Annotated in this window: 22 protein-coding genes, 1 tRNA gene and 1 pseudogene; 13 read left to right on the top strand and 11 right to left on the bottom strand. The window is 72.2% G+C overall.

Going from position 1 to position 24,835, the window contains the following annotated elements; translation table 11 throughout:
• Positions 1 to 165: 165 nt before the first annotated feature.
• Together ACFY3J_RS18890 and ACFY3J_RS18885 are read right to left on the bottom strand one after the other, a co-directional pair.
• Positions 166 to 2,916: an SUKH-4 family immunity protein gene (locus ACFY3J_RS18890; protein WP_390841297.1), complete on the bottom strand. Its 2,751-nt coding sequence runs from the start codon at positions 2,914 to 2,916 to the stop codon at positions 166 to 168.
• Between the two features lie 8 nt (positions 2,917 to 2,924).
• Positions 2,925 to 3,944 carry an SMI1/KNR4 family protein gene (locus ACFY3J_RS18885; protein ID WP_384179031.1) on the bottom strand — a complete coding sequence of 340 codons (1,020 nt, stop codon included), beginning with the start codon at positions 3,942 to 3,944 and terminating at the stop codon, positions 2,925 to 2,927.
• Positions 3,945 to 4,256: 312 nt separating this feature from the next.
• Between ACFY3J_RS18885 and ACFY3J_RS18880 the strand changes: the two genes are divergently transcribed.
• Both ACFY3J_RS18880 and ACFY3J_RS18875 read left to right on the top strand, forming a co-directional pair.
• Positions 4,257 to 4,772 (top strand): YwqJ-related putative deaminase, encoded by a 516-nt coding sequence (locus ACFY3J_RS18880; RefSeq protein ID WP_384179029.1) that lies wholly within the window; start codon positions 4,257 to 4,259, stop codon positions 4,770 to 4,772.
• A 105-nt stretch (positions 4,773 to 4,877) separates the two neighbouring features.
• Positions 4,878 to 5,414 (top strand): SUKH-3 domain-containing protein, encoded by a 537-nt coding sequence (locus ACFY3J_RS18875; RefSeq protein WP_384179027.1) that lies wholly within the window; start codon positions 4,878 to 4,880, stop codon positions 5,412 to 5,414.
• A gap of 63 nt (positions 5,415 to 5,477) precedes the next feature.
• Here ACFY3J_RS18875 and ACFY3J_RS18870 read toward each other — a convergent pair whose 3' ends face one another.
• The gene (locus tag ACFY3J_RS18870) at positions 5,478 to 6,857 is read right to left on the bottom strand and encodes a sensor histidine kinase (protein ID WP_384179025.1); all 1,380 of its coding nucleotides are present in this window, start codon (positions 6,855 to 6,857) and stop codon (positions 5,478 to 5,480) included.
• A gap of 237 nt (positions 6,858 to 7,094) precedes the next feature.
• Between ACFY3J_RS18870 and ACFY3J_RS18865 the strand changes: the two genes are divergently transcribed.
• From ACFY3J_RS18865 to ACFY3J_RS18840, 6 genes are all read left to right on the top strand, one after another.
• Positions 7,095 to 7,167, top strand: a tRNA-Gln gene (locus ACFY3J_RS18865).
• Between the two features lie 128 nt (positions 7,168 to 7,295).
• Complete coding sequence (gene glmU, locus ACFY3J_RS18860) at positions 7,296 to 8,744, top strand: bifunctional UDP-N-acetylglucosamine diphosphorylase/glucosamine-1-phosphate N-acetyltransferase GlmU (RefSeq protein WP_390841296.1); 1,449 nt, start codon at positions 7,296 to 7,298, stop codon at positions 8,742 to 8,744.
• A gap of 84 nt (positions 8,745 to 8,828) precedes the next feature.
• Positions 8,829 to 9,803 (top strand): ribose-phosphate diphosphokinase, encoded by a 975-nt coding sequence (locus ACFY3J_RS18855; RefSeq protein WP_365422601.1) that lies wholly within the window; start codon positions 8,829 to 8,831, stop codon positions 9,801 to 9,803.
• Positions 9,804 to 9,991: 188 nt separating this feature from the next.
• Positions 9,992 to 10,582 (top strand): 50S ribosomal protein L25/general stress protein Ctc, encoded by a 591-nt coding sequence (locus tag ACFY3J_RS18850; protein WP_384179020.1) that lies wholly within the window; start codon positions 9,992 to 9,994, stop codon positions 10,580 to 10,582.
• A 102-nt stretch (positions 10,583 to 10,684) separates the two neighbouring features.
• Positions 10,685 to 11,281 (top strand): aminoacyl-tRNA hydrolase, encoded by a 597-nt coding sequence (gene pth / locus ACFY3J_RS18845; RefSeq protein ID WP_384179018.1) that lies wholly within the window; start codon positions 10,685 to 10,687, stop codon positions 11,279 to 11,281.
• A gap of 52 nt (positions 11,282 to 11,333) precedes the next feature.
• Positions 11,334 to 11,840 (top strand): hypothetical protein, encoded by a 507-nt coding sequence (locus ACFY3J_RS18840; RefSeq protein WP_384179016.1) that lies wholly within the window; start codon positions 11,334 to 11,336, stop codon positions 11,838 to 11,840.
• Between the two features lie 81 nt (positions 11,841 to 11,921).
• On the opposite strand, the gene ppc is transcribed toward ACFY3J_RS18840, so the two are convergent.
• Positions 11,922 to 14,663 (bottom strand): phosphoenolpyruvate carboxylase, encoded by a 2,742-nt coding sequence (gene ppc, locus ACFY3J_RS18835; RefSeq protein WP_390841295.1) that lies wholly within the window; start codon positions 14,661 to 14,663, stop codon positions 11,922 to 11,924.
• Between the two features lie 290 nt (positions 14,664 to 14,953).
• Between ppc and ACFY3J_RS18830 the strand changes: the two genes are divergently transcribed.
• Positions 14,954 to 15,961 carry an acyl-CoA desaturase gene (locus ACFY3J_RS18830; RefSeq protein ID WP_384179012.1) on the top strand — a complete coding sequence of 336 codons (1,008 nt, stop codon included), beginning with the start codon at positions 14,954 to 14,956 and terminating at the stop codon, positions 15,959 to 15,961.
• Positions 15,958 to 16,632 (top strand): TetR/AcrR family transcriptional regulator, encoded by a 675-nt coding sequence (locus ACFY3J_RS18825; RefSeq protein WP_141360380.1) that lies wholly within the window; start codon positions 15,958 to 15,960, stop codon positions 16,630 to 16,632. Before ACFY3J_RS18830 ends, ACFY3J_RS18825 begins: the two co-directional genes overlap by 4 nt.
• Before the next feature lie 22 nt (positions 16,633 to 16,654).
• Here the strand turns inward: ACFY3J_RS18825 and ACFY3J_RS18820 are convergent, their stop codons facing one another.
• Together ACFY3J_RS18820 and ACFY3J_RS18815 are read right to left on the bottom strand one after the other, a co-directional pair.
• Positions 16,655 to 17,017 carry a VOC family protein gene (locus tag ACFY3J_RS18820; protein ID WP_384179010.1) on the bottom strand — a complete coding sequence of 121 codons (363 nt, stop codon included), beginning with the start codon at positions 17,015 to 17,017 and terminating at the stop codon, positions 16,655 to 16,657.
• A gap of 3 nt (positions 17,018 to 17,020) precedes the next feature.
• Positions 17,021 to 17,839, bottom strand: a complete 819-nt coding sequence (locus tag ACFY3J_RS18815) for a trans-aconitate 2-methyltransferase (RefSeq protein WP_384179190.1) — start codon at positions 17,837 to 17,839, stop codon at positions 17,021 to 17,023.
• A gap of 128 nt (positions 17,840 to 17,967) precedes the next feature.
• Here ACFY3J_RS18815 and tamR point away from each other — a divergent pair, with 128 nt between their 5' ends.
• Positions 17,968 to 18,465: a MarR family transcriptional regulator TamR gene (gene tamR, locus ACFY3J_RS18810; RefSeq protein ID WP_141360378.1), complete on the top strand. Its 498-nt coding sequence runs from the start codon at positions 17,968 to 17,970 to the stop codon at positions 18,463 to 18,465.
• 12 nt (positions 18,466 to 18,477) lie between these two features.
• Here the strand turns inward: tamR and ACFY3J_RS18805 are convergent, their stop codons facing one another.
• Complete coding sequence (locus tag ACFY3J_RS18805; protein WP_384179007.1) at positions 18,478 to 19,251, bottom strand: LuxR C-terminal-related transcriptional regulator; 774 nt, start codon at positions 19,249 to 19,251, stop codon at positions 18,478 to 18,480.
• A gap of 274 nt (positions 19,252 to 19,525) precedes the next feature.
• On the opposite strand from ACFY3J_RS18805, the gene ACFY3J_RS18800 reads away from it, so the two are divergent.
• Positions 19,526 to 19,969 carry an N-acetyltransferase gene (locus ACFY3J_RS18800; RefSeq protein ID WP_225074786.1) on the top strand — a complete coding sequence of 148 codons (444 nt, stop codon included), beginning with the start codon at positions 19,526 to 19,528 and terminating at the stop codon, positions 19,967 to 19,969.
• Between the two features lie 245 nt (positions 19,970 to 20,214).
• On the opposite strand, the gene galK is transcribed toward ACFY3J_RS18800, so the two are convergent.
• The 3 genes from galK to galT are packed head-to-tail and all read right to left on the bottom strand — an operon-like array spanning position 20,215 to position 23,396.
• The gene (galK, locus tag ACFY3J_RS18795) at positions 20,215 to 21,369 is read right to left on the bottom strand and encodes a galactokinase (protein WP_390841294.1); all 1,155 of its coding nucleotides are present in this window, start codon (positions 21,367 to 21,369) and stop codon (positions 20,215 to 20,217) included.
• Positions 21,370 to 22,338, bottom strand: a complete 969-nt coding sequence (gene galE, locus ACFY3J_RS18790) for a UDP-glucose 4-epimerase GalE (RefSeq protein ID WP_384179003.1) — start codon at positions 22,336 to 22,338, stop codon at positions 21,370 to 21,372.
• A complete protein-coding gene (gene galT, locus ACFY3J_RS18785) occupies positions 22,335 to 23,396 on the bottom strand; it encodes a galactose-1-phosphate uridylyltransferase (RefSeq protein WP_384179001.1) in 1,062 nt (353 codons plus the stop codon). The genes galE and galT overlap by 4 nt, the downstream gene beginning before the upstream one ends.
• A 238-nt stretch (positions 23,397 to 23,634) precedes the next feature.
• Between galT and ACFY3J_RS18780 the strand changes: the two are divergent.
• Positions 23,635 to 23,937, top strand: a pseudogene (locus tag ACFY3J_RS18780) (Na+/galactose cotransporter); the annotation flags it as partial.
• Between the two features lie 49 nt (positions 23,938 to 23,986).
• Here the strand turns inward: ACFY3J_RS18780 and ACFY3J_RS18775 are convergent.
• Positions 23,987 to 24,658, bottom strand: coding sequence for a LuxR C-terminal-related transcriptional regulator (locus tag ACFY3J_RS18775; protein WP_384178999.1), 672 nt, complete (start codon positions 24,656 to 24,658; stop codon positions 23,987 to 23,989).
• Between the last annotated feature and the right edge of the window lie 177 nt (positions 24,659 to 24,835).

Below are 24,835 nucleotides of genomic sequence, written 5' to 3'. Positions count from 1 at the left end.
GGACCCCTCTCCCACCGTCGGTGATTTCGCGCACATCTTGAGGGATTGGGCGGAAATGTTCATAACGCGACACTCCGGGCGCAACCGGCAGCCGGCCTCGAACACAAAAGGGCCGGGCCCGGTCACACGACCGGGCCCGGCCCCTTGGTCCGAACGCTCACACGCTCACAGCAGCCCGTCCCACATCTGCTCCAGCAGCACCGACCACCAGCTCTCGGGCGAACCGAGCGCCGCCGGGTCGAGCGCGGCCAACTGCGCCTGGAAGTCGACGGTCCAGCGGCCCGCCTGCTCCTGGTTCAGACCGAACCGCAGCCGCCACATCCGGCCGAGCAGCGCCAGGCAGCGCGCGAACTCCGGCAGGCCGGTGTTCACGAACTGCGGCGCCACGGGCGCACCGCCCGGCCCCGCCTCCACGGGCACCGCCACGATGTTCGCCGTGCCGTACTGCACGCAGATCGCCTTGCCGAAGTCGCTGCCCATGACGAGGTAGGAACCCGCGTCCGAGGCCGGCTGCGCCCCGCGCTCGGCCGCCAGCTCCGCCAGCGTCGGCACCGGGCGGCCCGGCTGGGCCTGTGCCCAGAAGAACGGACCCATGTCCATGGGCAGACCCGCCACCACCAGCGTGTGCGCCACGACCGGCGGTACGCCCTGCCGGGAGACCGCCGCCTGCTCGAACCGGAAGACACCCGGCCCGAACGCCGCGGCGAGCTCCTGCGCGATCCCCTCCGGGGGAATCGGCGGCACCGGCTGCACCGGCGGAAGCGGCGCGCGGACCGGTCCGGGACGGGCCGGACCGTCTGCCACCTGGTGCAACTCACCCTGATGAGCGAGCAGTTGCTGCATGCCCTGCTGACGGCTCGCGTGGTCGGTGCCGTACGGGGCGATGGACGCGATGCGGGCCTGCGGCCACTGCTCACGGATCATCCGCGCGCAGTACGCGCCCGGCAGCTCGCAGGACTCCAGCTCCGTGTGCAGCTCCAGGACCCGGTCCGGCGGCACGTTCATGGCCCGCAGTTCGTGGAAGATCTGCCACTCCGGGTGCGGCGTGCCGGGCGCGGAGCGCCGGATCAGCTGCTGCTCGGAACCGTCGTGCGCGCGGTAGCGCAACACGGCCTGGTAGCCGGGCCCGACGGTCGGCTGCCCCTGCTGGGGGTAGCCGTAGGCCGGGGGATGCTGCCCCGGAACGGGCGGCTGACCGGGCATCACCTGACCAGGAACAGGCGGCTGACCAGGCATCACCTGACCGGGCACGCGCGGCCCGCCCGGCGGCGGCACCGCGCCCGGCGGCATGGGCGGCGGAGTGCCCGGAGGCATACCAGGCACACCAGGGCCGCCCGGGGCGCCGGGAGCGCCCGGTGGCGGCGGAGGCGTGTGGGGACCGCCCGAGGGGGGCGCGGCCAGCATCGTCTCCGCGTGGTGCACGACTCCCGGAGCGCCGGGGGCGCCGGGCATGCCCGGGGCACCCGGAGGCACACCGGGGGCACCCGGGGCGCCAGGGGGTGCCGGCGGCTGCGACGCGCCGGAGGCACCCGGCGGATTGGGCGCACCCGGAGCACCCGGCGGAGCCGGTGGGGGCGGGGTGCCCCCACCGCTGAGTCCGGGGTCGGCGAGCATCGTGGCGGCGTGGTGGACGCCGCCCGGGGGCGTACCGCCGGGCGTGCCCGGACCGGTGAGGCCCTCGGGCCCGTCGGGGCCGAGCGACGACACCATCTGGGTCGGCACGTAACCGCCCGCGGCGCCCGGAGGGGGAGGTGTGGACGGACCTCCCGGCCGCGCGCCCGGCGTGCCCGGAGCACCCGGCGGCGGAGGCGTGGTCGAACCGCCCCCACGGCGTGGCGGAGGCGCCGCCTTGCTGGTCGCGGCGTCGGCGATGTCACCGGCGTTGGACGCGAGCGGCCGCCCGTGACCGGCACCGCCCGGCGCCTGCGCACCCGGGGCCGGCGGCGGAGGCGGCGTACCCGGAGCCGCGGGACCACCCGGCCCACCCGGCGCCTGCGGATACCCGTACCCGGCACCACCCACCGGCCCGTACGGCGGCGGAGGCGTGCTGCCCTGCGGCACACCCGGCACCGGCGGCGGAGGCGGCGAACCCGGAGCCGCGGGGCCACCCGGCCCACCCGGCGCCTGCGGATACCCGTACCCCGCACCCAGGGCGGGCGAAGTACCCGGCGGGACCGGCCCGTTGGGCTCGTCGACCGCCGGTGCGAACGTCGTGCGCGGGAGCGCGCTGCCGCCCGCCATCAGCGCCGTCTTGGCGTCCGGCGGGGCGGCGGGCGGCGGGGTGTCGTCGTCGGAACCGCTCAGCGGCGGCGCGAACACGGTCGCCGGCAGCGGTACGGAACGGTCGTCCCCGGTGTCGGCGTTGGTGTCCGTACCCGCCCACGGGGTCGCCCCGGCCGGCGCACCCGGCGCACCCGCGCCCGCGGACGCGCCCAGCGGCACCCCGGCCTGCGTCTGAGGAAGCGGACCACTCCCGGCCGCCTGCGCCGACGCGGCGGCGGCCGCGCCGCCCCCCGTGCCCGATTCGCCGCGCCGGTCCGGGATGCCCATCCGGTCCGCCGCCTCCTGGAGCCACTCCGGCGGGCTCAGCAGGAAGGACGTCTGATTCAGGTCCACCCGCGCCGGGGGCGCCGGGGCCGCGTGGGCGGGCGGCTCGACCCGGCCGTACTCCTCCTCGTACCGGCGGACCACCTCGCCCACCGGCAGCGCGGGCCACAGCGTGGCCTCCCCGCTGTCCCGGGCGATCACCAGTCGCTGCGCGCCCCCGTCCAGGCGCGGACCGCCCTCACGGTCCTCGGCCCACACCACGAAGCCCAGCTCGAACTCCCGTACCCGCACCTCGCGGTGCTGGTACGCGGGCACATCCCCGTTGATCCACTCCTCGGCGCGCTCCTGCGCCTGCGCGAACGTCACCATCGCTCGACTCACTCCCCCACCGACGAGACGGCCACGGCACGGACGAAACCGCCGTCCACCATCAGGTTCGCCACCGTCTCCAGCTCCGGCGGCGAACCCGCCAGCCGGGACAGGAACGCGTCGAAGTCCTCACCGCACGGCAGCAGCAACCGCTGCACCCGCTCCGCCTGCGGCCAGGACGGATCCACGTCCCGTGCGTCGTCGTACGCGCAGAACCACACCGAACCGGCCCGCTCGCCCTTCACCTTCACCGCGAGCAGTCCGCCCTGGACGAAGCCGACGGCCAGGTATTCCTTGGTCAGATGGTCGCGCAGGCACTTGTTGACGTACACCAGGTCGTTGACCGCGGCTTCTTCGCGGACCGTGAAGAACGGCTGGTCGACCAGCAGTCCCAACTCCGCGTCCAGGGCCGTTCCGACGGGCGCGCAGCCGCCCGCCGCCTTCAGGAACGAGCGGTAGGCGCCCGGCAGTCGGTACCCGAGGTCCTCCTCGACCCCCTGCACCTGCTGCTCGGACACCGCGGCACCCGACTTCGGCAGCCGGAAGTGCGCCGGCCGCGTCTCCTGCAGCGGGCGGGTGCCCCGCTTGCCCTGGTCGACGTTCGCGGTCGCGATCCCGCCGTGGTGGCGCAGCAGCGCCTTCACGTCCACCGGGACCAGTTCCAGGCGCCGGGAGCCGGCCACGTGGTGCCACGTCCAGCCGTGCGGGGTCGCCACGTTCGGCACCGTGTCCCACAACTCGTGCCCCGACGCCGCCATCGCCGCGTTCGCGGACACGTAGTCCGTCAGCCGCAGTTCGTCGACCCCGAACCCCTGCGGCGGCTCCGCGATCTCCACCGCGGCCCGCGCGTACGGCGAGAAGTCGGGGAAACCGCGGTCGTCCACCCGCACCCCTCTCGGGTGACGTGCGGCCCGGACCGGATCCGGAAAGTGCACGACCTGCCCGGCATAGGCCGCGTTCGGCGGCACGGCCTGTCCCCCAGCCTGGCGGCCGGGTGGTACCCCAAGCCCGAGCCGACCTGTCGTCATGGCTGTTGCCCCCTGCGGCACTCTGTACGGCCCACGGCGACCGGCTCGCTGCTCCGCCCCGCCGAGGCCCGTATCCCTACTTCTCTCCAACGCGTCCACCGCGCGCGTCGCGGCGTGCCGACAGCCTATGCGGTACGACGTCACCGGTCACCGGGCCGCCACCCGTCGGCCCGGCCCCGCCGTGACCAGCCGTCACCCTCCAGTGACGCACTGCCCCGGACGGGGTGTGTCACACCGCCCCAGCTTCCGCAGCAGCCACGCCATTTGGCACTCTGTGAGTTTCCGGGGGATGCACGGGAGGGAAAATCGATCATGAACGCGACGCAGACGGGACCGCACACGAGCGCCTCCGGCGACCCCAGAGTCGGCTGGAGCAGCGCCGAGACACCGCACGCGCCCGCGCTCCGCCACCGCCGCGACGGCATTCTCCCGACCGTCGCCGCCGCCCTCTCCGTGCGCGGCGCCACCCTCACGGGCACCGCCGCCCGAGGCGAGGAGCCGCCTGCCCTGCACCCCCTCGTCCAGGACTTCCTCGACGCCCTCACCAGCGCCCAGCGCGACCGCTTCACCGGCCGCTGCGCCGAGACCATCCTGATCTCCCGGCACATCACCGCCGCCGACGCCGCCCGGAGCAAACGTGCCTCCCGCAAACCCATGAGCAACGGCGAGGCCCGCAAGAGCCTGAAACACGCCAAACTCACCACCCGGCGCATCCGCGAGGACGGCGACCCCCTGCACGGCGGCTTCGCCGGCCCCTGCCGGGCCTGCACCGCGCTCAGCGCCCACTTCGGCGTCCGCATCGTCGACCCCACCGCCGGCAAGAGCTGACCCGCCCGGCCACGAGACCCCCCGGCCGCGGCCACGCGAAACCCCCACGACCGCACCACCCGCCCGGCACCACCCGCCGCGGCACGATCCACGAACGAAGGGCAGATGCACGCCGACCGCGCCTCCTTCCCCAAACCCTCGGCTCCTCCCCATGGGCAGGGGGGAACCCCAGCTCGCTTCGCCGCGCCCGTCGACGCCGCGCTGCGCGCCGCCGGCTGGCAGCCGGGGCGGTGGGACATAAAGCAGGCCGAGGTGTGGGCCGACGCCCTGCGCGAGCACCTCTCGCCCGCCGGCCACCACCACTGCGTGTTCCCCGCCGCCGTCGAGGCCTGGGCGGAATTCGGCGGCCTGCGCGTCTCGCCCACCGGGCCCGGCCGCCGGATCGCTCCCGCCGCCCTCGACCTGGATCCGCTGCACGGCCTCCATATGGCCCGCACCCTCGGCGACCTCGGCCGCGCCCTGGACACCGAGGTCTGCCCGCTGGGCGCCGAGACCGAGAGCCGGTCCCTGCTCGCCATCGACACCGAGGGCCGTGTCTACGCCCTCGACCACACCGGCGACTGGTACCTCGGGCCCGACATCGACCAGGCCCTGTCGGCCCTCATCTCCGGCACGGAACCCGTACGGCTCACCACGGGCTGAACACCCGTACGGCTCGCCGGCTCGCTGGGGGCGGGACCCACCGCGCACCGGACGGAAGCGCCGCTACGACGCCGGGATCACCGCCGACACCCGGAAGCCTCCCGCGTCCGTCGGCCCCGACACGAAGACACCGCCCAGCGCGACGACCCGCTCCCGCATACCGAGCAGTCCGTTCCCGCCCGACGGCAGCCCCGCCGACGCCGACGCGGGCTCGGGCGGCGGCTCGTTCTCCACCTGCATCGCGATCTCCGCCGAGCGGTGCGCCAGCCGCACGTACGTCTTCGCCCCCGCCGCGTGCTTGTGGACGTTCGTCAGTGCCTCCTGCACCACGCGGTACGCCGTCTGCTCGACCTCCGCCGCGTACGGGCGGACCGTGCCCTGCACCGACAGGTCCACGGCCATCCCGGCGGCAGCCGACTGCCCGACCAGCTCGTCCAGCTCCGACAGGCACGGCCCCTCGGGCGTGCCGCCGGCGGCCCGGGAGGCCGCGGCCGCCGCGGCGGCCCCCACCGCGGCGAGCGGCACGGCGTCCGGCGCACCCTGCTCCGACGCCTCCGCCTCCGTCTGCGCCTGTGCCCGGCTCCGGGGCCGGGTCCGGGTCTGGGGTTGGCCCAGTGCGGGCCCCTCCGTGCTGCGCAGCACCCCGAGCATCTCCCGCAGCTCGGTCAGCGCCTGCCGCCCCATGTCCCCCACCAGGGCCGCGTTCTTCACCGCCTTCTCCGGATCCTTGCGGGCCACGGCCTGCAACGCGGCGGCATGGACCACCATCAGACTCACCCGGTGCGCGACCACGTCGTGCATCTCCCGCGCGATTCGGGTCCGCTCCTCGTTGCGGGCCCACTCGGCCCGCTCCTCCGCCCGCTCCGCGAGCAGCTGCAACTCCCGTTCGAGACTGTCCGCCCGCTCCCGCAGGCTCTCCATCAGCCGCCGCCGGGCCCCGACGTACAGGCCGAGAAGAAGGGGAGGGGCCGTCAGCCCGAGCGAGGTGGTCACCGCGGCGAACGGCACGAACCAGTTGCCGAGAGTCAGATCCCCGCGCGCCATGTCCTGGCGCACCCGCACGAACGTCACGATCATCGTCCCGACCAGGGACATCCCGGCCAACGCGGCGATCACCCTGCGTGGCAACTCGCACGAGGCCAGGGTGTAGAGCCCGACGATGCCCATCAGGAAGCCCATCTGGGCCGGCGTGATGGCGATCGCCACCAGCACCACGGCGATCGGCCACCGTCGCCGGATGAGCAGAACGGACCCCGCCAGCACCCCGAACACGATCCCCAGGGACGCCGGAATCCCCGCGTCCCGGGCGAACGGCACGCCCTCGGCCCCGCATTCCAGCGCGGACACCAGCGCCAGCCCCCCGTCGAGCGCGGCGCTGCGCCGGCGCGCCCACCACCACGGCCCGGTCGGGACCGCCTCGTGGTCTTCCCCCGTCGTGGTCATGGCTCCAGCCTACGGGCGCCGGCCGGGGCATTTCCGGTGAGTTCCGGGTACCGGACCCAAGCACACTCCGTAATCGAATAACAGCGAAACCGGCCGGTATCCCTCGAACTGCTGAACCATGCCGCGTTCGAGACCGGAAGCAGACATTCCATCCGGATCGCGGGCCCGTTCCGAGGACCGGCGGGGCGGAATCGTGGCCCGGACCCGGGCACGTCTCCGGTAAGGTCTGAAGCGCTGTCCCCCGTGGTGTAACTGGCAGCACACTGGTTTTTGGTACCAGCAGGACAAGGTTCGAATCCTTGCGGGGGAGCTGCGGCGCACACGGTCCCGGTCCGGGTCCCGCCCCCACGGGTCGGGACCCGCTCTCATATCTCCCCACAACCGCCCCGGTATCCTGCGGATGTCCACCCCCACCCATCCACAGCCGAAGGGCATCCCGTGAGCGCCATTCGCCCGGCAGCCGTCGTCGTTCTCGCAGCGGGTGAGGGCACCCGTATGAAGTCGGCCACACCGAAGGTCCTGCATGAGATCTGCGGCCGGTCACTGGTGGGCCATGTGCTCGCCGCCGCACGTGAGTTGAAGCCGGAGAACCTCGTCGTCGTGGTCGGGCACGCGCGGGAGCGGGTGACCGAGCACCTGGCCGAGGTCGACTCCGAGGTCCGCACCGCCGTGCAGGAGAAGCAGAAGGGCACCGGACACGCGGTCCGGATGGGCCTCGAGGAGCTCGGCGGGCCCGTCGAGGGAACCGTGATCGTCGTCTGCGGCGACACTCCCCTCCTCACCGGTGAGACCCTCCAGCGGCTCGCCACCACGCACCAGGAGGACGGCAACGCCGTCACCGTGCTCAGCGCGGAGGTGCCGGACGCCACCGGCTACGGCCGGATCGTCCGCGACGCCGGTACGGGCGCGGTGACCGCGATCGTCGAGCACAAGGACGCCACCGAGGCCCAGCGGGCGATCCGGGAGATCAACTCCGGGGTGTTCGCGTTCGACGGGCGGCTGCTCGCCGACGCGCTGGGCAAGGTCCGGACGAACAACAGCCAGCACGAGGAGTACCTCACCGACGTCCTCGGGATCCTGCGCGAGGCCGGGCACCGGGTCGGCGCCTGCGTGGCCGGCGACCACCGGGAGATCGCCGGGATCAACAACCGGGTGCAGCTGGCCGAGGCGCGGCGGACCCTCAACGACCGCCTCCTGACGAACGCGATGCTCTCGGGTGTCACGGTCGTCGACCCGGCGACCACCTGGATCGACGTGACGGTGACCTTCGAGCAGGACGTCGTCGTGCACCCGGGCACGCAGCTGCACGGGACGACCCGGCTCGGCGAGGGCTGTGAGGTGGGCCCCAACAGCCGGCTGACGGACACCCGGGTCGGAGCGGGAGCGCGAGTGGACAACACGGTGTCCGACGGCGCCGTGGTGGGCCCGCAGGCCTCCGTGGGGCCGTACGCGTACCTGCGGCCGGGCACCCGGCTCGGGGCCAAGTCCAAGGTGGGTACGTACGTCGAGACGAAGAACGCCTCGATCGGCGAGGGGACCAAGGTTCCCCACCTGTCGTACGTCGGCGACGCCACCATCGGCGAGTACACGAACATCGGCGCGGCGAGCGTGTTCGTGAACTACGACGGGGAGAGCAAGCACCACACGACGGTCGGCTCGCACTGCAAGACCGGTTCGGACAACATGTTTGTGGCTCCCGTCACGATCGGGGACGGCGCCTACACCGCCGCCGGGTCCGTGATCACGAAGAACGTACCGCCCGGTTCGCTGGCCGTGGCCCGTGGCCAGCAGCGGAATATCGAGGGTTGGGTGGCTCGCAAGCGCCCGGGAAGCGCGGCGGCGAAGGCGGCCGAGTCGGTATCCGGACAGCCGGAGGGCGAAGCCTGACCGGAAACCGGCACGCCGAAGACGGCGTACCGTGATAAGTGCAAGCCCCACCACGTTGCGAACACCCTCTGAGGAGACACTGCTGTGACCGGGATCAAGACGACCGGCGAGAAGAAGATGATGTTCTTCTCCGGCCGCGCCCACCCCGAGCTTGCCGAGGAAATCGCCCACGAGTTGGGCGTCGGGGTCGTCCCGACGAAGGCGTTCGACTTCGCGAACGGCGAGATCTACGTGCGTTATCAGGAGTCGGCCCGCGGCGCGGACTGCTTCCTGATCCAGAGCCACACTGCTCCGATCAACAAGTGGATCATGGAGCAGCTGATCATGATCGACGCGCTGAAGCGTGCGTCGGCCCGCTCCATCACGGTCATCGTGCCGTTCTACGGTTACGCGCGGCAGGACAAGAAGCACCGGGGACGTGAACCGATCTCGGCGCGTCTGATCGCGGACCTGATGAAGACCGCGGGTGCCGACCGCATCCTGACCGTGGATCTGCACACGGACCAGATCCAGGGCTTCTTCGACGGGCCGGTGGACCACCTGTTCGCGCTGCCGCTGCTGGCGGACTACGTGGGCAACAAGGTCGACCGTTCGAAGCTTACGGTGGTGTCCCCGGACGCCGGCCGGGTGCGGGTGGCGGACCGCTGGTGCGACCGGCTGGGCGCGCCGCTGGCGATCGTGCACAAGCGGCGTGACAAGGACGTGGCGAACCAGGTCACCGTCCACGAGGTCGTCGGTGATGTGAAGGGCCGCATCTGCGTCCTGGTGGACGACATGATCGACACCGGCGGCACGATCTGCGCCGCGGCGGACGCCCTGTTCGCGCACGGCGCGGAGGACGTGATCGTGACGGCGACGCACGGTGTGCTGTCGGGTCCCGCGGCGGACCGGCTGAAGAACTCCAAGGTGGGCGAGTTCGTGTTCACCAACACGCTGCCGACGCCGAACGAGCTGGAACTGGACAAGGTCACGGTGCTGTCCATCGCGCCGACGATCGCGCGCGCGGTGCGCGAGGTGTTCGAGGACGGTTCGGTCACGAGCCTGTTCGACGAGCAGTGAGCATCAGACCCTAGATCGTTTTGGGTCCGGCCTCCCGCTCCGAGTAGACTGCTTCAGTTGCTCGGCGAGGGAGGCCGTACTCGTTCTCGTGGTACGGCGATCCGTTATCGACGCGCTCTTCGTAGCAGGCCGTTCGTGGCCGGGTGACCCCGACCGTTTTCCGTGTACCTCTACGAGGAGTGAAGAGCATGTCCGAGGTGAAGCTCGCCGCCGAGACGCGCACCGAGTTCGGCAAGGGTGCCGCCCGCCGTATCCGCCGTGAGAACAAGGTTCCCGGTGTGCTGTACGAGCACGGCATGGTGCCGATCCACCTGACGCTGCCGGGTCACGAGCTGCTGATGGCGCTGCGTACGCCGAACGTCCTGATCTCGCTGGACATCGACGGCAAGAGCAACGAGCTGGCGATTCCGAAGGCCGTGCAGCGCGACCCGCTGAAGGGCCACCTGGTGCACGTGGACCTGCTGATGGTCAAGCGCGGCGAGCGCGTCGTCGTCGAGATCCCCGTCGTCGCCGAGGGCGAGCTGGCCCCGGGCGGCAACCTGCTGGAGCACGTCCTGTCGGCGCTGCCGGTGGAGGCCGAGGCCACGACCATCGCGGACCAGCTCACGGTCTCCGTTCAGGGTCTGGCGGCCGGTGCCGCGATCCACGCCAAGGACATCGCCCTGCCGAGCGGTGTGAAGCTGGCCGTGGACGAGGACACGGTGGTGCTGCAGGTCCTGGCCGCGCAGGCCGAGGAGGCCCCGGCGGGCGAGGAAGGCGAAGCGGCCGCGCAGGCCTGAGCCCGATCGTCGCCGTCTCGCCGGCCGCCGCTTCCCTCGGGGGCGGCGGCCGGCGCGTATGACGCGTATGACGCGTATGACGCGTATTGAGGAGACAAGGACGTGACGACCTCCGCGAACGCCCCCTGGCTGATCGTCGGCCTCGGCAATCCCGGACCGGAGTACGCCATGAACCGGCACAACGTCGGGTTCATGGTGGTGGATCTGCTGGCCGACCGGATCGGAGGCCGGTTCAAGCGGGCGGGCAAGGCTCAGGCGCAGGTGGTGGAGGGGCGGATCGGTCCTCCCGGGCCGGAGAGCCGCCGGGTGGTGCTGGTGAAGCCGATGTCGTTCATGAACCTGTCCGGCGGGCCGGTGAACGCGCTGCGCGACTTCTACAAGGTGCCGCTCGCGAACATCGTGGCGGTGCACGACGAACTGGACATCGACTACGGCGTGCTGCGGCTGAAGCTGGGCGGCGGCGACAACGGCCACAACGGGTTGAAGTCGATGACGAAGGCGATGGGCCCGGACTACCACCGGGTGCGGTTCGGGATCGGACGTCCGCCGGGCCGTATGCAGGTGGCGGACTTCGTGCTGAAGGACTTCTCCTCCGCCGAGCGCAAGGAGCTGGACTACTTCGTGGACCGGACGGCGGACTCGGTGGAGTGTCTGCTGGCGGAGGGGCTGGAGCGGGCGCAAAGCGCGTACAACTCCTGACTTGTCCTCCCACCGCGGCCCCTGGAGTTGACCGGTCGTAGCGACATGGCCAATGATCCCGGCCATGCCTGCCGCCACCAGCACCCGTTCCCGTCAGGCCTCCTACGCCGCGCTCCGGTTCGGGCGGGTCGCGGCCATGGGCACCGTCACGGCGCTGATCCTCATCGCGGGAGTGTGGGCGTCCTGGCGCACCGCGCCGTACGTGATGCTGACCAAGGGCCGTGAGCAGGGCACGATCGCGGTGGCGCGGTGCGACGGCGACACGTGCACCGGGCCGTACACACCGGTCTCGACGGGGTCGAAGGCCCGCGACCAGGTGCTGATCGACCACACCGTGGCGGTGCGCAAGGGACAGACCTACAGCGTCGTCGTGAAGCCGGGGACGGACGAGGTGGTCCGCTCGGGCCCGGCCGGGATCCTGTACGCGTGGGCCCCGCTGGGCGGTGCGCTGCTGCTGGCCTCGGTGGTCGTTGCGGGCGGGCTGCGGCGGACCCGGGCGGCGTGGGTGCTGGCGGGGTCGGGCGTCACGCTGCTGACGGCGGTCTTCGTGGCGTTGTGAGCCGCAGGGCATGAGGGTGCCCCCGGGTTCGTCCGATGACCGGTACGAACCCGGGGGCACCCTTGGCCGTTCCGGGGGTGGTCAGCCGGTGTTGCGCAGGCCGGCCGCCACGCCGTTGACCGTGAGCAGCAGAGCCCGGGAGAGCAGCGGGTCGGGTTCCTGACCGCCCGCCGCCGCGTCGCGCTGCCGCTTGAGCAGGGTGACCTGGAGGTAGGAGATCGGGTCGAGGTAGGCGTCGCGGATGGCGAAGGTCTGCCTGAGCACGGGCTGCGCGTCGAGGAGTTCGCTCTCACCGGTGACGCGCAGCACCTCGCGCACGGTGAGTTCGTGCTCGGCCCGGATGGTGTCGAAGATGTGCTTGAGCTCGTCGGGGACGAGGGTGTCGACGTAGTGCTGCGCGATGCGCAGGTCGGTCTTGGCGAGGGTCATCTCGACGTTGGAGATGAAGTTGCGGAAGAAGTGCCACTGCCCGTGCATCTCGTCGAGCACGGTGTCCCCCTCCAGCCGCAGGCCCGCCTCGCGCAGCGCCTTCAGCCCGGAGCCGACGCCGAACCAGCCGGGCACGATCTGCCGGGACTGGGTCCAGCCGAACACCCAGGGGATGGCGCGCAGTCCGTCGAGTCCGGCGCCGGAGTCGGGGCGGCGCGAGGGACGCGAGCCCAGGTGCAGGTCGGCGAGCTGGTCCACGGGGGTGGAGGCGAAGAAGTACGCCGGCAGGTCGGGGTCCTCGACGAGCCTGCGGTAGGCGGCGTGGGCGGCGTTGGACACCACGTCCATCGCGGCGTCCCAGCGGGCCAGTGCCTCCACCGACTGGCGCGGGGCGGTGTGCAGGGCGGAGGCCTGAAGGGTCGCCGCGACCGTCAGTTCCAGGTTCTCCCGGGCCAGGGAGGGGATGAGGTACTTGTCGGAGATGACCTCGCCCTGCTCGGTCACCTTGATCTCGCCCTCCAGGGTGCCCCAGGGCTGGGCGAGGATGGCGTCGTGGGTGGGGCCGCCGCCGCGGCCGACGGTGCCGCCTCGGCCGTGGAAGAGCCGCAGCCGTACGCCGTAGCGGTGGGCGACGTCGCGCAGGCGCCGCTGGGCGCGGTGGATCTCCCACTGGCTGGTGGTGATGCCGCCGAACTTGGAGGAGTCGGAGTACCCGAGCATGACCTCCTGCACATCGCCCCTGAGCGCGACCAGGCGCCGGTAGGACGGGTCGGAGAGCATGTCCTCCAGGATGGTGTCGGCGGCCCTGAGCTCGTCGGTGGTCTCCAGCAGCGGCACGATGCCGATCCTGGCCCAGCCGGCGTGCAGGTCGACGAGTCCGGCCTCGCGGGCCAGGACGGCGGCGGCGAAGACGTCGTCGGCGCCCTGGCACATGGAGATGATGTACGACTCGATGACCTCGGGCCCGAAGACGCTCAGGGCCCGCTTGACCGTCTCGAAGACGCCGAGGGTCTTGGCGCCGGCCGCGTCGACGGGGGCCGGGGTGGGGGCGAGCGGCCTCCTGGACCTCAGCTCCTTGGCGAGCAGCTTGGCACGGTACTCGCGGGGCATGTCGGCGTAGCGCCAGGACTCCTCGCCGAGCCGGTCGAAGAGCTGGCCGAGGGCGTGGTGGTGGGCGTCGGCGTGCTCGCGGACGTCCATGGTGGCCAGCTGGAGGCCGAAGGCGGCCAGGGTGCGGATGGTGCGGCCCAGGCGGCCGTCGGCGAACAGTCCGCCGCGGTTCTCGCGCAGGGAGTCCTGGATGATCCGCAGGTCGCGCAGGAGCTCGGAGGTGCCGAGGTAGTCGCGGCCGGTCTCGTGCGGGGTGCCGGTGGCCAGGCGCTGCTTGGTGTTGACGAGCTTCTGGCGGATGCAGGTCGCCTTGAGCCGGTAGGGCTCCTCGGCGTTGAGCCGCTTGTAGCGGGGGCTGATCTCCGGCAGGTTCTCCAGGTCGGCCCCGAGGGACTGGAGCAGCGCGTCGGTGGCGCCGGTGTAGCGGATCGAGTTGGACAGGAAGCCGCGCAGCTCGTCGATCATGTCGAGGGCGTCGTTGATGCCGTGCTCGTGCTGGAGGATCAGCACGTCCCAGGTGACCTCGGGGGTCACGTTGGGGTTGCCGTCGCGGTCGCCGCCGATCCAGGTGCCGAAGGTGAGGGGGCGGGTGTCGTCGGGCAGCCTGACGCCGACGCGCTCCAGTTCCGCGGTGAGGTCCTCCAGGACGTCGCCGACGGCGCCGGCGTGGAGTTCGTCGAGGTAGTAGATGGCGTTGCGGGACTCGTCGGCGGGCTCGGGGCGGACGACGCGGAGTTCGTCGGTCTGCCAGACGAGGTCGATGTTCTCCGCCAGCCGGGTGTCCAGACGGCGGCGGTCGGACTCGACGACCGGGGCCTCCAGGAGCGCGGCGATGCGCCGGAGCTTGTTGAGCACCGAGCGGCGGGCGGCCTCGGTGGGGTGGGCGGTGAACACCGGGCGAACGTTCAGGTGCCGGACGGTCTCGCGCAGGTGTTCGGGGTCGGCGTCCTTGAGACGGTCGGCGGTGCGGGCGAGCAGGCCGCCCTCGGCGGCACGCCGGGCGCGCAGTTCGCGTCCGCGGTGCACCTGTTCGGTGACGTTCGCCAGATGGAAGTAGGTGGAGAAGGCGCGGACCAGCTTGGCCGCGGTGTCGAGTTCGGTGCCGCGCAGCAGTTCGGCGGCGGCCTCACCGTCCTCTCGGGTGAGGCGGCGGACCTTCTCGACCAGGTCGAGGAGCTCGGGGCCTTCCTGGCGCACCAGGGCCTCCCCGAGGAGGTCACCCAGTCGGCGGATGTCCGCACGCAGCTCGGCGCTGGTCGTCGTCTGGTCGTCGGCACTGCTCACAGGTGCGGCTCCTTGCGGGTTGAAGCACGTCTGGGAGGGAACCCGGACGTGTGCCGCGCGGCGGCTGCCGCTTACGGGCCAGGTGTCCGGGAAGGAATTCTTCAGAGCGGACCGCGCTGTCCGACCGCCTCCAAGTCTAGGTGCCGTGGGGGACGCGCAGGCTAGGGGCTCTTGCCGCGACGCGACGCGCTGCCATACTTACGACGCCGTAGGTTACGGAACCGTAGGGAGCTGAACGGTTCCCTGACCCCGACAACCCGTCTCGACCCTCGACCCCACAGGGGACGCCCATGACCACAAGCTCCGATGTGATCGACGACGCCCCGAAGGCGACCGACACCTCTCTTCCCTCCGCCACCCTTGGAGGTGAGCAGAAGCGTTCGGTCGAACAGATCACGCTGCTGCTCTTCATCACCGTTCCGTTCCTCGCGCTGCTCGCGGCGGTGCCGCTCGCCTGGGGCTGGGGGGTGAGCTGGCTGGACCTCGGCCTGCTGGTCTTCTTCTACTTCCTCGGCTGTCACGGCATCACGATCGGTTTCCACCGGCATTTCACGCATGGCTCGTTCAAGGCGAAGCGGCCCCTGAGGATCGCGCTGGCGATCGCGGGGTCGATGGCGGTCGAGGGGCCCCTGGTCCGCTGGGTCGCCGACCACCGCAGGCACCACAAGTTCTCCGACCACGAGGGTGATCCGCACTCCCCGTGGCGGTACGGCGAGACGGTTCCGGCGCTGCTGAAGGGCCTGTGGTGGGCCCATGTCGGCTGGATGTTCGACGAGGAGCAGACACCGCAGGACAAGTACGCCCCGGACCTGATCAAGGACCGGACCATGCGGACGATCTCCCGTCAGTTCATTCTGTGGACGGCGGTGTCGCTGCTGCTCCCGGCGCTGATCGGCGGCCTGGTCACGATGTCGTGGTGGGGCGCGTTCACCGCGTTCTTCTGGGGCTCGCTGGTCCGGGTGGCGCTGCTGCACCACGTGACCTGGTCGATCAACTCCATCTGCCACGCGGTCGGCAAGCGCCCGTTCAAGTCGCGGGACCGCTCGGGCAACGTGTGGTGGCTGGCGATCCTGTCCTGCGGCGAGTCCTGGCACAACCTGCACCATGCCGACCCGACCTCGGCCCGGCACGGGGTGGAGCGCGGCCAGCTGGACTCCTCGGCCCGGATCATCCGCTGGTTCGAGCGGTTCGGCTGGGCCCATGACGTGCGCTGGCCGTCACGCTCGCGTATCGATTCCCGCCGCAACGACGGGGAGGGCGACTCCCGGCGCCGGAGGAAGACCGCCGAGGCGGCATGATTGACGGCGTGGCGACCGACTCCAGCACCCCCAGCAATGACAAGCCGCGGCGCACGCGCCGTACCCGGATGACCGGTGCCGAGCGCCGCCAGCAACTGCTGGAGATCGGTCGCACGCTGTTCGCGGCGAAGGGCTTCGAGGGCACCTCGGTGGAGGAGATCGCGGCCAAGGCCGGGGTGTCCAAGCCGGTGGTGTACGAGCACTTCGGCGGCAAGGAGGGCCTGTACGCCGTCGTGGTGGACCGCGAGATGCGGCGGCTGCTGGACATGGTCACCGGCTCGCTGACGGCGGGCCACCCCCGCGAACTGTGCGAGCAGGCGGCGTTCGCGCTGCTGGACTACATCGAGGAGTACACGGACGGCTTCCGCATCCTGGTCCGCGACTCCCCCATCCCCCAGTCGACGGGTTCCTTCGCCTCCCTGATCTCCGACATCGCCACCCAGGTGGAGGACATCCTGGGCCGCGAGTTCAAGTCCCGCGGCTTCGACCCGAAGCTGGCCCCGCTGTACGCCCAGGCGCTGGTCGGCATGGTCGCCCTGACCGGCCAGTGGTGGCTGGACGTCCGCCGCCCGAAGAAGGCGGAGGTCGCCGCCCACCTGGTGAACCTGGCCTGGCACGGGCTGGACGGGCTGGAGCCGCGGCCCCGGCTGATCGGGCACCGCAAGTCCTAGTGCCTGTCGGGGCACCAGGTCCTCAGGCGAGCGGCTCCAGGAACTCCAGGCGGTTGCCGACGGGGTCCTCGGAGTAGAAGCGCCTGTGGCCCGGCAGGCCGTCGTCCCAGACGACCTTCGCGCCGTGCGCCGCGAGCCGGGCGGCGAAGGCCTCGACGGCCGTCACCCGGAGCCCCGGGTGGGCCTTCCTCGCGGGGCGGAAGTCCCGCTCGATGCCCAGGTGGAGCTGGACGGCCCCGGCCTGGAACCAGCAGCCGCCGCGCGCGGCCAGAGCCGGCGGCTTCGGGACCTCGGTCATGCCGAGGACACCGGCGTAGTACGCCCGCAGGTCGTCCTCGGAGCCGGGCGGGGCGGCGAGCTGGACGTGGTCGACGGCGGCAAGCATGCCTCACGCCTCCTTGGTGGCGACCGCGAAGATGCGGCGGAACGGGAACGGGGTGCCGTGCGGTCCGGCCGGGTAGGCCTCCCGCAGGGCGGCGCGGTACTCGGTCAGGAACTCCTCGCGGGCCGCCGGGTCGTCGGCGAGGGCGCTGAGGACGGGCCGCAGGCCGGTCCCCTTCACCCAGTCCAGGACCGGGTCCTCACCGGTCAGCAGGTGGATGTACGTGGTCTCCCAGACGTCGGCGGCGCAGCCGAGGCCGGTCAGCCGCTCCAGATAGGCCTCGGGGGCGAGCACCGCGTCCTCGTGGCGCAGGACATCCGCGAGCCGGTCACGCCGGCGGGCGGAGCCGGCGAGCTCGCGCATGAGCCGGTGGCTGGGGGCGGAGAAGTTGCCGGGGACCTGGAAGGCGAAGGTGCCCCCGGGGCGCAGCCCCGCCACCCAGTCGGCGAAGCGGTCCGGGTGTCCGGGCACCCACTGGAGCGTGGCGTTGCTGACGATCAGGTCGTGCGGCTCGCCGGGGGTCCAGGTGCGGGCGTCGGCGGGAGTGAAGTCGAGGCGGCCGCCGCCGGGGGTGGGGCCCTGGTGGTCGACCACGGCCTTGTCGAGCATCGCCGGGGAGTTGTCGTAGCCGGTGATGTGCGCGGTGGGCCAGCGGTCGGCGAGCAGGGCGGTGACATTGCCGGGGCCGCAGCCGAGGTCGGCGATGCGGAGCCGGTCGCCGGGCAGGGCGGGGACGCGGGCGAGGAGGTCGGCGAAGGGGCGGGCGCGATGGCCGGCGTGGCGCAGGTACTGGGCGGGGTCCCAGGCGGGGTTGTGGACGGACATGGCGGCCTCCTGGAGGTGCGGGGAGTCGTCGGCGGCTGCGGTCACCACTCTCCCCCGGAAATTATCTCGACGTCAAGAGACTTGACGCCAAGAGACTTCATGTCGACACAACCACTACACTGATCGCCATGGAGGACGAGGTCGATCGGCTGGTCGCAGCATGGCGCCGGGAGCGCCCGGACCTCGACGTGGAACCGCTGGAGGTGCTCAGCCGGGTGAGCAGGCTGGCCAGGCACCTGGACCGCGCACGTCGGCTCGCCTTCTCCGAGCACAGCCTGGAGCCCTGGGAGTTCGACGTCCTGACCGCGCTCAGGCGCGCGGGCTCGCCCTACCAGCTCTCCCCCGGGCAGCTGCTGACCCAGACGCTGGTCACCTCGGGCACGATGACGAACCGCATCGACCGGCTGGCCAAGAAGGGCCTGGTGGAGCGACTCCCCGACCCCAGCGACCGGCGCGGGGTACTGGTCCGCCTGACGGACGAGGGCCGGGACCGCGCCGACCGGTCCCTGGCCGGACTCCTGGACCAGGAGCGCGCGCTGCTGGCCGAGCTGTCGACCGCGCAGCGCGCCGAACTGGCCGGCCTGCTACGCCAGTTGACCGCCCCGTTCGACAACATCCCCGGCTGAGGGGGCGCCGGGTCAGGCGCTGCTGCTTTCCTCCACCCCGATCCGCCCGGCGGGCCCCAGGTCGGCCGGCCCCACCCCGGCCCGGCGGGCCAGCGCCACGGCGGCCAGCGTGGAGTGCACGCCGAGCTTGCCCAGGACGTTCTGCATATGGGTGCGCACGGTGTGCGGGGACAGGTACAGCCGCTCGGCGACGGCCTTGCGGCCCAGCCCCGCGACCATGCAGCGCAGCACCTCCCGCTCGCGCGGGGTCAGCGACTCCACCAGGCGCTCGCTCTCGCTGCGGTGCTTGCGGGCGGCGGTCAGCTCCCGCAGCACACCGGTGAGCAGGGCGGGCGGCAGATGGGTCTCGTCGCGCAGGACTCCGCGGATGACGGTGAGCAGCCGGGACAGCGAGCAGTCCTTGGCGACCCAGCCGCAGGCACCGGCCTGGAGGGCGAGCGCGGCGCGGCGCGGGTCGTCCTTCTCGGCGAGTACGACGGTCCGCACCCCCGGCTGGGCCCCCCGCACCCCCGCGACCAGGGATATCCCGTCCACCAGTCCGTCCTCGTCACCCTCCCGCACCGGGACGGCGGGCCGGGCCCCGGGGACGGTGCCGCCGAGGTCGGCGTCCACGAGCACGACGTCGAAGCGGCGGCCGTCGGCGGCCGCCCGCTCCAGGCAGCGCAGTGCCGCCGGACCGGAGCCGGCCGCGGACACCTCGACGTCGGGCTCGGCGGCCAGGGCGGCGGCGAGCGACTCGGCGAAGATGCGGTGGTCGTCGACGACCAGGACTCGGACACGAACCACTGAAAACCCCCTTCCCCACGCTCCTGGTCAGAGCAGGGGAGTCTCCCATCGCCGGAGAACGCCGAGCGGCACGGACCCGATGCCCGGAGCCGAGCACGGTCGTACGGCTCTCGCCGTACTGGACCGCCACCCCGCCTCCGGTGTCCTGCCCGAGCCCTCTCGCCCCCTGACCAGTACCGGCCCCCACCGGTGCCGCTCATCAGAGTACGGCCGGCGGCCGGGAGGGGAAGGCAATTCGCAGAACTGACCGGCCGACGCGTTTAGGGTGTGCCGCATGTTTCGTATTGAGGCAGAAGTCGACAAAGCGCGGCACGATCTGCTCCGCTCCCGCCTCCGCGACACGAACACGGCGGCCTCCCCGCTCATCGACGCCCTGCGCAGAACCCCCGCCGTCCGAGAAGTCCCCATCCACCTCTGGGCGTTGGACGACTCCGGCGATCTGGCGGGCGGACTGGTGGGCCACACCTGGGCGACCTGGCTGCATGTGACCCACCTCTGGGTGGACGACCCCCACCGCGGCACGGGCCTCGGCTCCCGCCTGCTGACCCGCGCCGAACGCATCGCCCACCGCGAACGCGCCTGCGTCGCCGCCCGGCTGGAGACCTGGGACTTCCAGGCCCCGGACTTCTACCGCAGGCACGACTACAAGGTGGTCTGCGCGATCCCCGACTACCCGCCGGGGATCACCGAATACACCATGATCAAGCGCCTGCCCTGAGCCAACCGGCTCCCGGCGCCGGGCTCAACTGCCGCTGAGCACCGTCCGGATCGCACCCGCACTCGCTGCGACAGCGCACAGGACAACAGACGCGTCGGCACCCCGGCATCGCGTCCAGCGGACCTGTGGAGCGGCGGCCTCGGGCTTGCTTGCCCGAACGCCGCCGGCGTACGGCCCGGCCCGTCGCGGGACCATGCTCCCGTCCCCGGCCGTTCACTGTTCTTCCAGCCGTCGGAGGTCGGGCGTCAGGCCAGTCGGCGGGCCCCCGCCGAGGGAACCGCCTCGAAGACGCGCGGGGTCCGGTGGCCCGCGTCGGTGAAGGACTGCTCGATCGCCTGGGTGAGGGTGGGGACGTCGGAGGACTCGGTCAGGACGATCGCCGAGCCGCCGAAGCCGCCGCCGGTCATCCGGGCGCCGAGGGCGCCGGAGGCGAGGGCCGTGTCGACGACCAGGTCCAACTCCGGGCAGGAGACGCGGAAGTCGTCACGCAGGGAAGCATGGCCCTCGGTCAGGATCGGGCCGATCGACCTGATGTCGCCCGACTCCAGCAGGGACACCACCCGTCCCGCCCGCTCGTCCTCGGTGACGACGTGCCGGACCAGCCGGGCCACCTCCTCCTCGCCGGCCAGGCCGGCCAGCGCCACGTCCAGGCCGTCGTGGGGGATGTCGCGCAGGGCGTCCACGCCCAGCAGGGCCGCGCCCTTCTCGCAGCCCGCGCGGCGCCTGCCGTACTCGCCGCCGCTGTGGGCGTGCTGTACCCGGGTGTCGACGACCAGCAGGCACAGGCCCTCGGAAGCCAGGTCGAAGGGGATCTGACGCTGTGACAGGTCGCGGGTGTCCAGGAACAGGGCGTGGCCCGACTCGCAGCAGGCCGAGGCGGTCTGGTCCATGATGCCGGTGGGGGCGCCGACGTAGACGTTCTCGGCGCGCTGGCACAGGCGGGCCAGTTGCCAGCCCTTCAGGCCCAGGGCGTAGAGGTCGTTCAGGGCCAGGGCGACCACGACCTCCAGGGCCGCGGAGGAGGACAGGCCGGCGCCTGTGGGGACCGTCGACGCCAGGTGGACGTCCGCGCCGGTCACCTCGTGGCCCGCCTCGCGCAGGGCCCAGACCACGCCCGCCGGGTAGCCGGTCCAGTTCCGGTCGGACTCCGGGGCCAGGTCGTCGACCCGCAGTTCCACCGGCGCTCCCGGCACATCGGCCGAGTGCAGCCGCAGGACGCCGTCGTCGCGGCGCGCGACCGCGGCGGTCGTGACGTGCGGCAGCGCGAAGGGCATCACGAAGCCGTCGTTGTAGTCGGTGTGCTCACCGATCAGGTTGACGCGGCCCGGCGCCGCCCAGACCCCCTCCGGCTCGGCGTCGTACAGCTCGGTGAAGCCTTCCCGGACCTCAAGTGCCCCCACTTATCGCTCCCTTGCGATGTGCTGCGCGAACTCCCAGGCATCCGCGACGATACCCGCGAGATCCGTGCGGGACGGGTTCCAGCCGAGCTTTTCTCGGGCGGCCGCCGCCGAGGCGACCAGGACCGCCGGGTCGCCGGCCCGGCGCGGGGCCACGACCTCCGGGACGGGGTGGCCGGTGACCCGCCGGACGGTCTCGACGACCTCGCGGACGGAGAAGCCGTTGCCGTTGCCGAGGTTGCACACCAGGTGCTCGCCGGGCCGGGCGGCGTCCAGGGCCAGCAGATGGGCATCGGCGAGGTCGGCCACGTGGATGTAGTCGCGCACGCAGGTGCCGTCCGGGGTCGGGTAGTCGTCGCCGTAGACGGAGATCGCCTCCCGCCTGCCCCGGGCGACCTGGAGGACCAGCGGGATCAGGTGCGACTCGGGGTCGTGGCGTTCGCCGTACGCGCCGTGCGCGCCGGCCACGTTGAAGTAGCGCAGCGAGACCGCGCCCAGGCCGTGGGCCGCCGCCTCGCCGGCGATCATGTGGTCGACGGCGAGCTTGGAGGCGCCGTAGGGGTTGGTGGGCCGGGTCGGGGCCGTCTCGACGATCGGGACCCGCTCCGGTTCGCCGTAGGTCGCCGCCGTGGAGGAGAAGACCAGCGTGCGTACGCCGGCCTCGCGCATCGCGGTGAGCAGGGCCATCGTGCCGCCGACGTTGTTCTCCCAGTACTTCTCCGGCTTCACCACCGACTCGCCCACCTGGGAGAAGGCGGCGAAGTGCAGCACCGCGGCGAAGGAGGGGTCCAGCCACTTGGCGGCGTCCCGGATGTCGCCCTCGACGAAGGAGGCGCCCGCGGGCACGCCCTCACGGAAGCCGGTGGACAGGTTGTCGAGCACGACGACCTCGTGACCGGCCTCCAGCAGGTGCTGGGCGACCACGCTGCCGACGTAGCCCGCGCCACCCGTCACCAGGTACTTCCCGCTCATGAACCCACTACCTCCCGCAGCCGCTCGGCCGCACGCTCCGGCGGCACGTCGTTGATGAACACGTTCATGCCGGACTCGGAGCCCGCGAGGAACTTCAGCTTGCCGGAAGTGCGGCGGATGGTGAAAAGCTCGAGGTGGAGCGCGAAGTCGTCGCGCGTGACACCGTCGGACCCGGCCGGCATGCCGAACGGGGCCTGGTGCCAGGCGGCGATGTACGGCGTCGGCGGGGCGCCCTCGCCGAAGAGCCGGTCGAAGCGCCGCAACAGGTCCAGATAGATCCCGGGGAACTCCGCGCGCGCCGCCTCGTCGAGTCCGAGCAGGTCGGGGACCCGGCGCCGGGGGTACAGGTGGACCTCGTAGGGCCAGTGCGCCGCGTACGGGACGAAGGCCACCCAGTGGTCGCCCTCGACGACGACCCGCTCGCCGGCCAGTTCCCGCTCCAGGACCGCGTCGAAGAGGTTCTCCCCGCCGGTCGCCTCCCGGTGGGCCGCCAGTGAGCGCAGCATCAGCGCGGTGCGCGGGGTGGTGAAGGGGTAGGCGTAGATCTGGCCGTGCGGGTGCCCCAGCGTCACGCCGATCTCGGATCCGCGGTTCTCGAAGCAGAACACCTGCTCCACGGAGGGAAGTTGGGACAGCTCCGCGGTGCGGTCCGTCCACGCGTCCAGGACCAGCCGGGCCTGCCGCTCGCTCAGGCCGGCGAACGAGGCGTCGTGGTCGGAGGTGAAGCAGACGACCTCGCAGCGGCCGAGGTCGCCGGTCAGCGAGGGAAAGCGGTTCTCGAAGACCACCACGTCGTAGGAGGAGTCGGGGATCTCGCTCAGGCGGTCGCCCGTGGAGGGGCACAGGGGGCACTCGTCGGCCGGCGGGTGGTAGGTGCGGCCCTGGCGGTGGGAGGCGACGGCGACCGCGTCGCCGAGCAGTACGTCCCGGCGCACCTCCGAGGTGGTGACCGTCGGCTCCAGCGGGCGCCGGTCCACCGCGTCGCGCACGGTGTCGTCCCGCAGGTCGTAGTAGATGAGCTCACGACCGTCGGCCAGCCGGGTCGAGGTCTTCTTCACTGCCGGAACTCCCTACTGGTCCCCGGGCCGCCGGTCCGCGAGCCCACACCCCATCGGCATCCGACCACCCCAACACAATCAAACATAACACGCCACAACCCACCACCCCCGTTCAGATCACGATCGAACAAAGCCCATCAACAAAACTGTTCAATTACTGAACGCGGAGGCGTGGGTTCCCGCTGGACCAGTTCGCGCGACGAAGTGAGTTCACACGCAAACCCCCACATCCCCACCCGTGCACCTGGCGGCAGGACTACGACTCCCCACGAACGGGCTCGACCACGCGATCCTCGCGATCTACTTCGCCGTGGTCCTCGGCATCGGCTTCGCCGCCCGCCGCTCGGTGAGGACCAGCCTCGACTTCTTCCTCTCCGGACGCTCCCTGCCCGCCTGGATCACCGGCCTCGCGTTCATCTCCGCCAACCTGGCCGTCACCGAGATCCTCGGCATGACGGCCAACAGCGCCCAGTACGGCGCGTACACCGTGCACTGGTACTGGATCGGCGCCATCCCGGCCATGGTCTTCCTGGGCCTGGTGACGCGGGCGTCCCCTCGTCCGGTGCGGGGGAGCCGGGACCGGGCCGGAGTTACAGCAGCGGGCCCGCGCGGTCCAGCAGGCCGGTGCGGGCGGCCAGGGCCGCCGCCTCCAGCCGCGAGCCCACCCCGAGCTTCATCAGGACCCGTTGGACGTGGGTCCGCGCCGTGCTGGGGGCGATGCCCATGCCGGCCGCGATCAGGCGGGTGTCCTCGCCCTCGGCGACCCGGACCAGGACCTCCACCTCGCGCGGGGTGAGCATCCGCAGAAGACGCTGTCCCTCGTCGTCCGGTGGGGCGGCGGGGTTCAGCAACTCGCCGAAGGCGCCCTGGAGGAGCTGGGGGGCGACGGCGGCCTCGCCCGCCCTCGCCTTGATGATCGCCCGCTCGACGCCCTCGATGCGCTCGTCATGGCGTACGTACCCCGAGGCCCCCGCCGCGAAGGCGGCCGCGATGCCGCGCGGGGACGGAACCGGGCCGAGCACGACCACCACGACCTGCGGACGCTCCCGCTTGATCTTCACCACCGGGTCGAAGATGCCGGGCTCGGCCGGTGTCGCCGTGCCCAGCAGGCACACCTCCGGAGCGCGGCTGATCACCAGGTCCGCCGCGCCCGCGGCCGGCGCCGCGGCGGCGAGCACGCGGTGTCCGCGCAGCTTCAGTGCCGAGGCCAGCGCCTCGGCCAGTAGCCGGTGGTCGTCGACCACCATGAGCCGCACTCCCATCGAGCCCCCCAGTCCCCCCAAGGATGTCCACAGCCCCGGGCGGCGGCCCCCCCGGCACGCCCGCCCGTCATGCCCCCGGAAGCTACACGCTTGTTCGACGTCGCGCTGCCCCTACCGGCGAGAAGTACCCCCGGATCGGCGGACTTTTCGCATTCCTCACATTCGAAACTCATTTCG

The organism is Streptomyces sp. NPDC001231, assembly GCF_042896885.1.
Classification (GTDB): domain Bacteria; phylum Actinomycetota; class Actinomycetes; order Streptomycetales; family Streptomycetaceae; genus Streptomyces.
The sequence above is the reverse complement of the archived record's forward strand: the minus strand, read 5'-3'. Positions and strand labels throughout refer to the sequence as shown.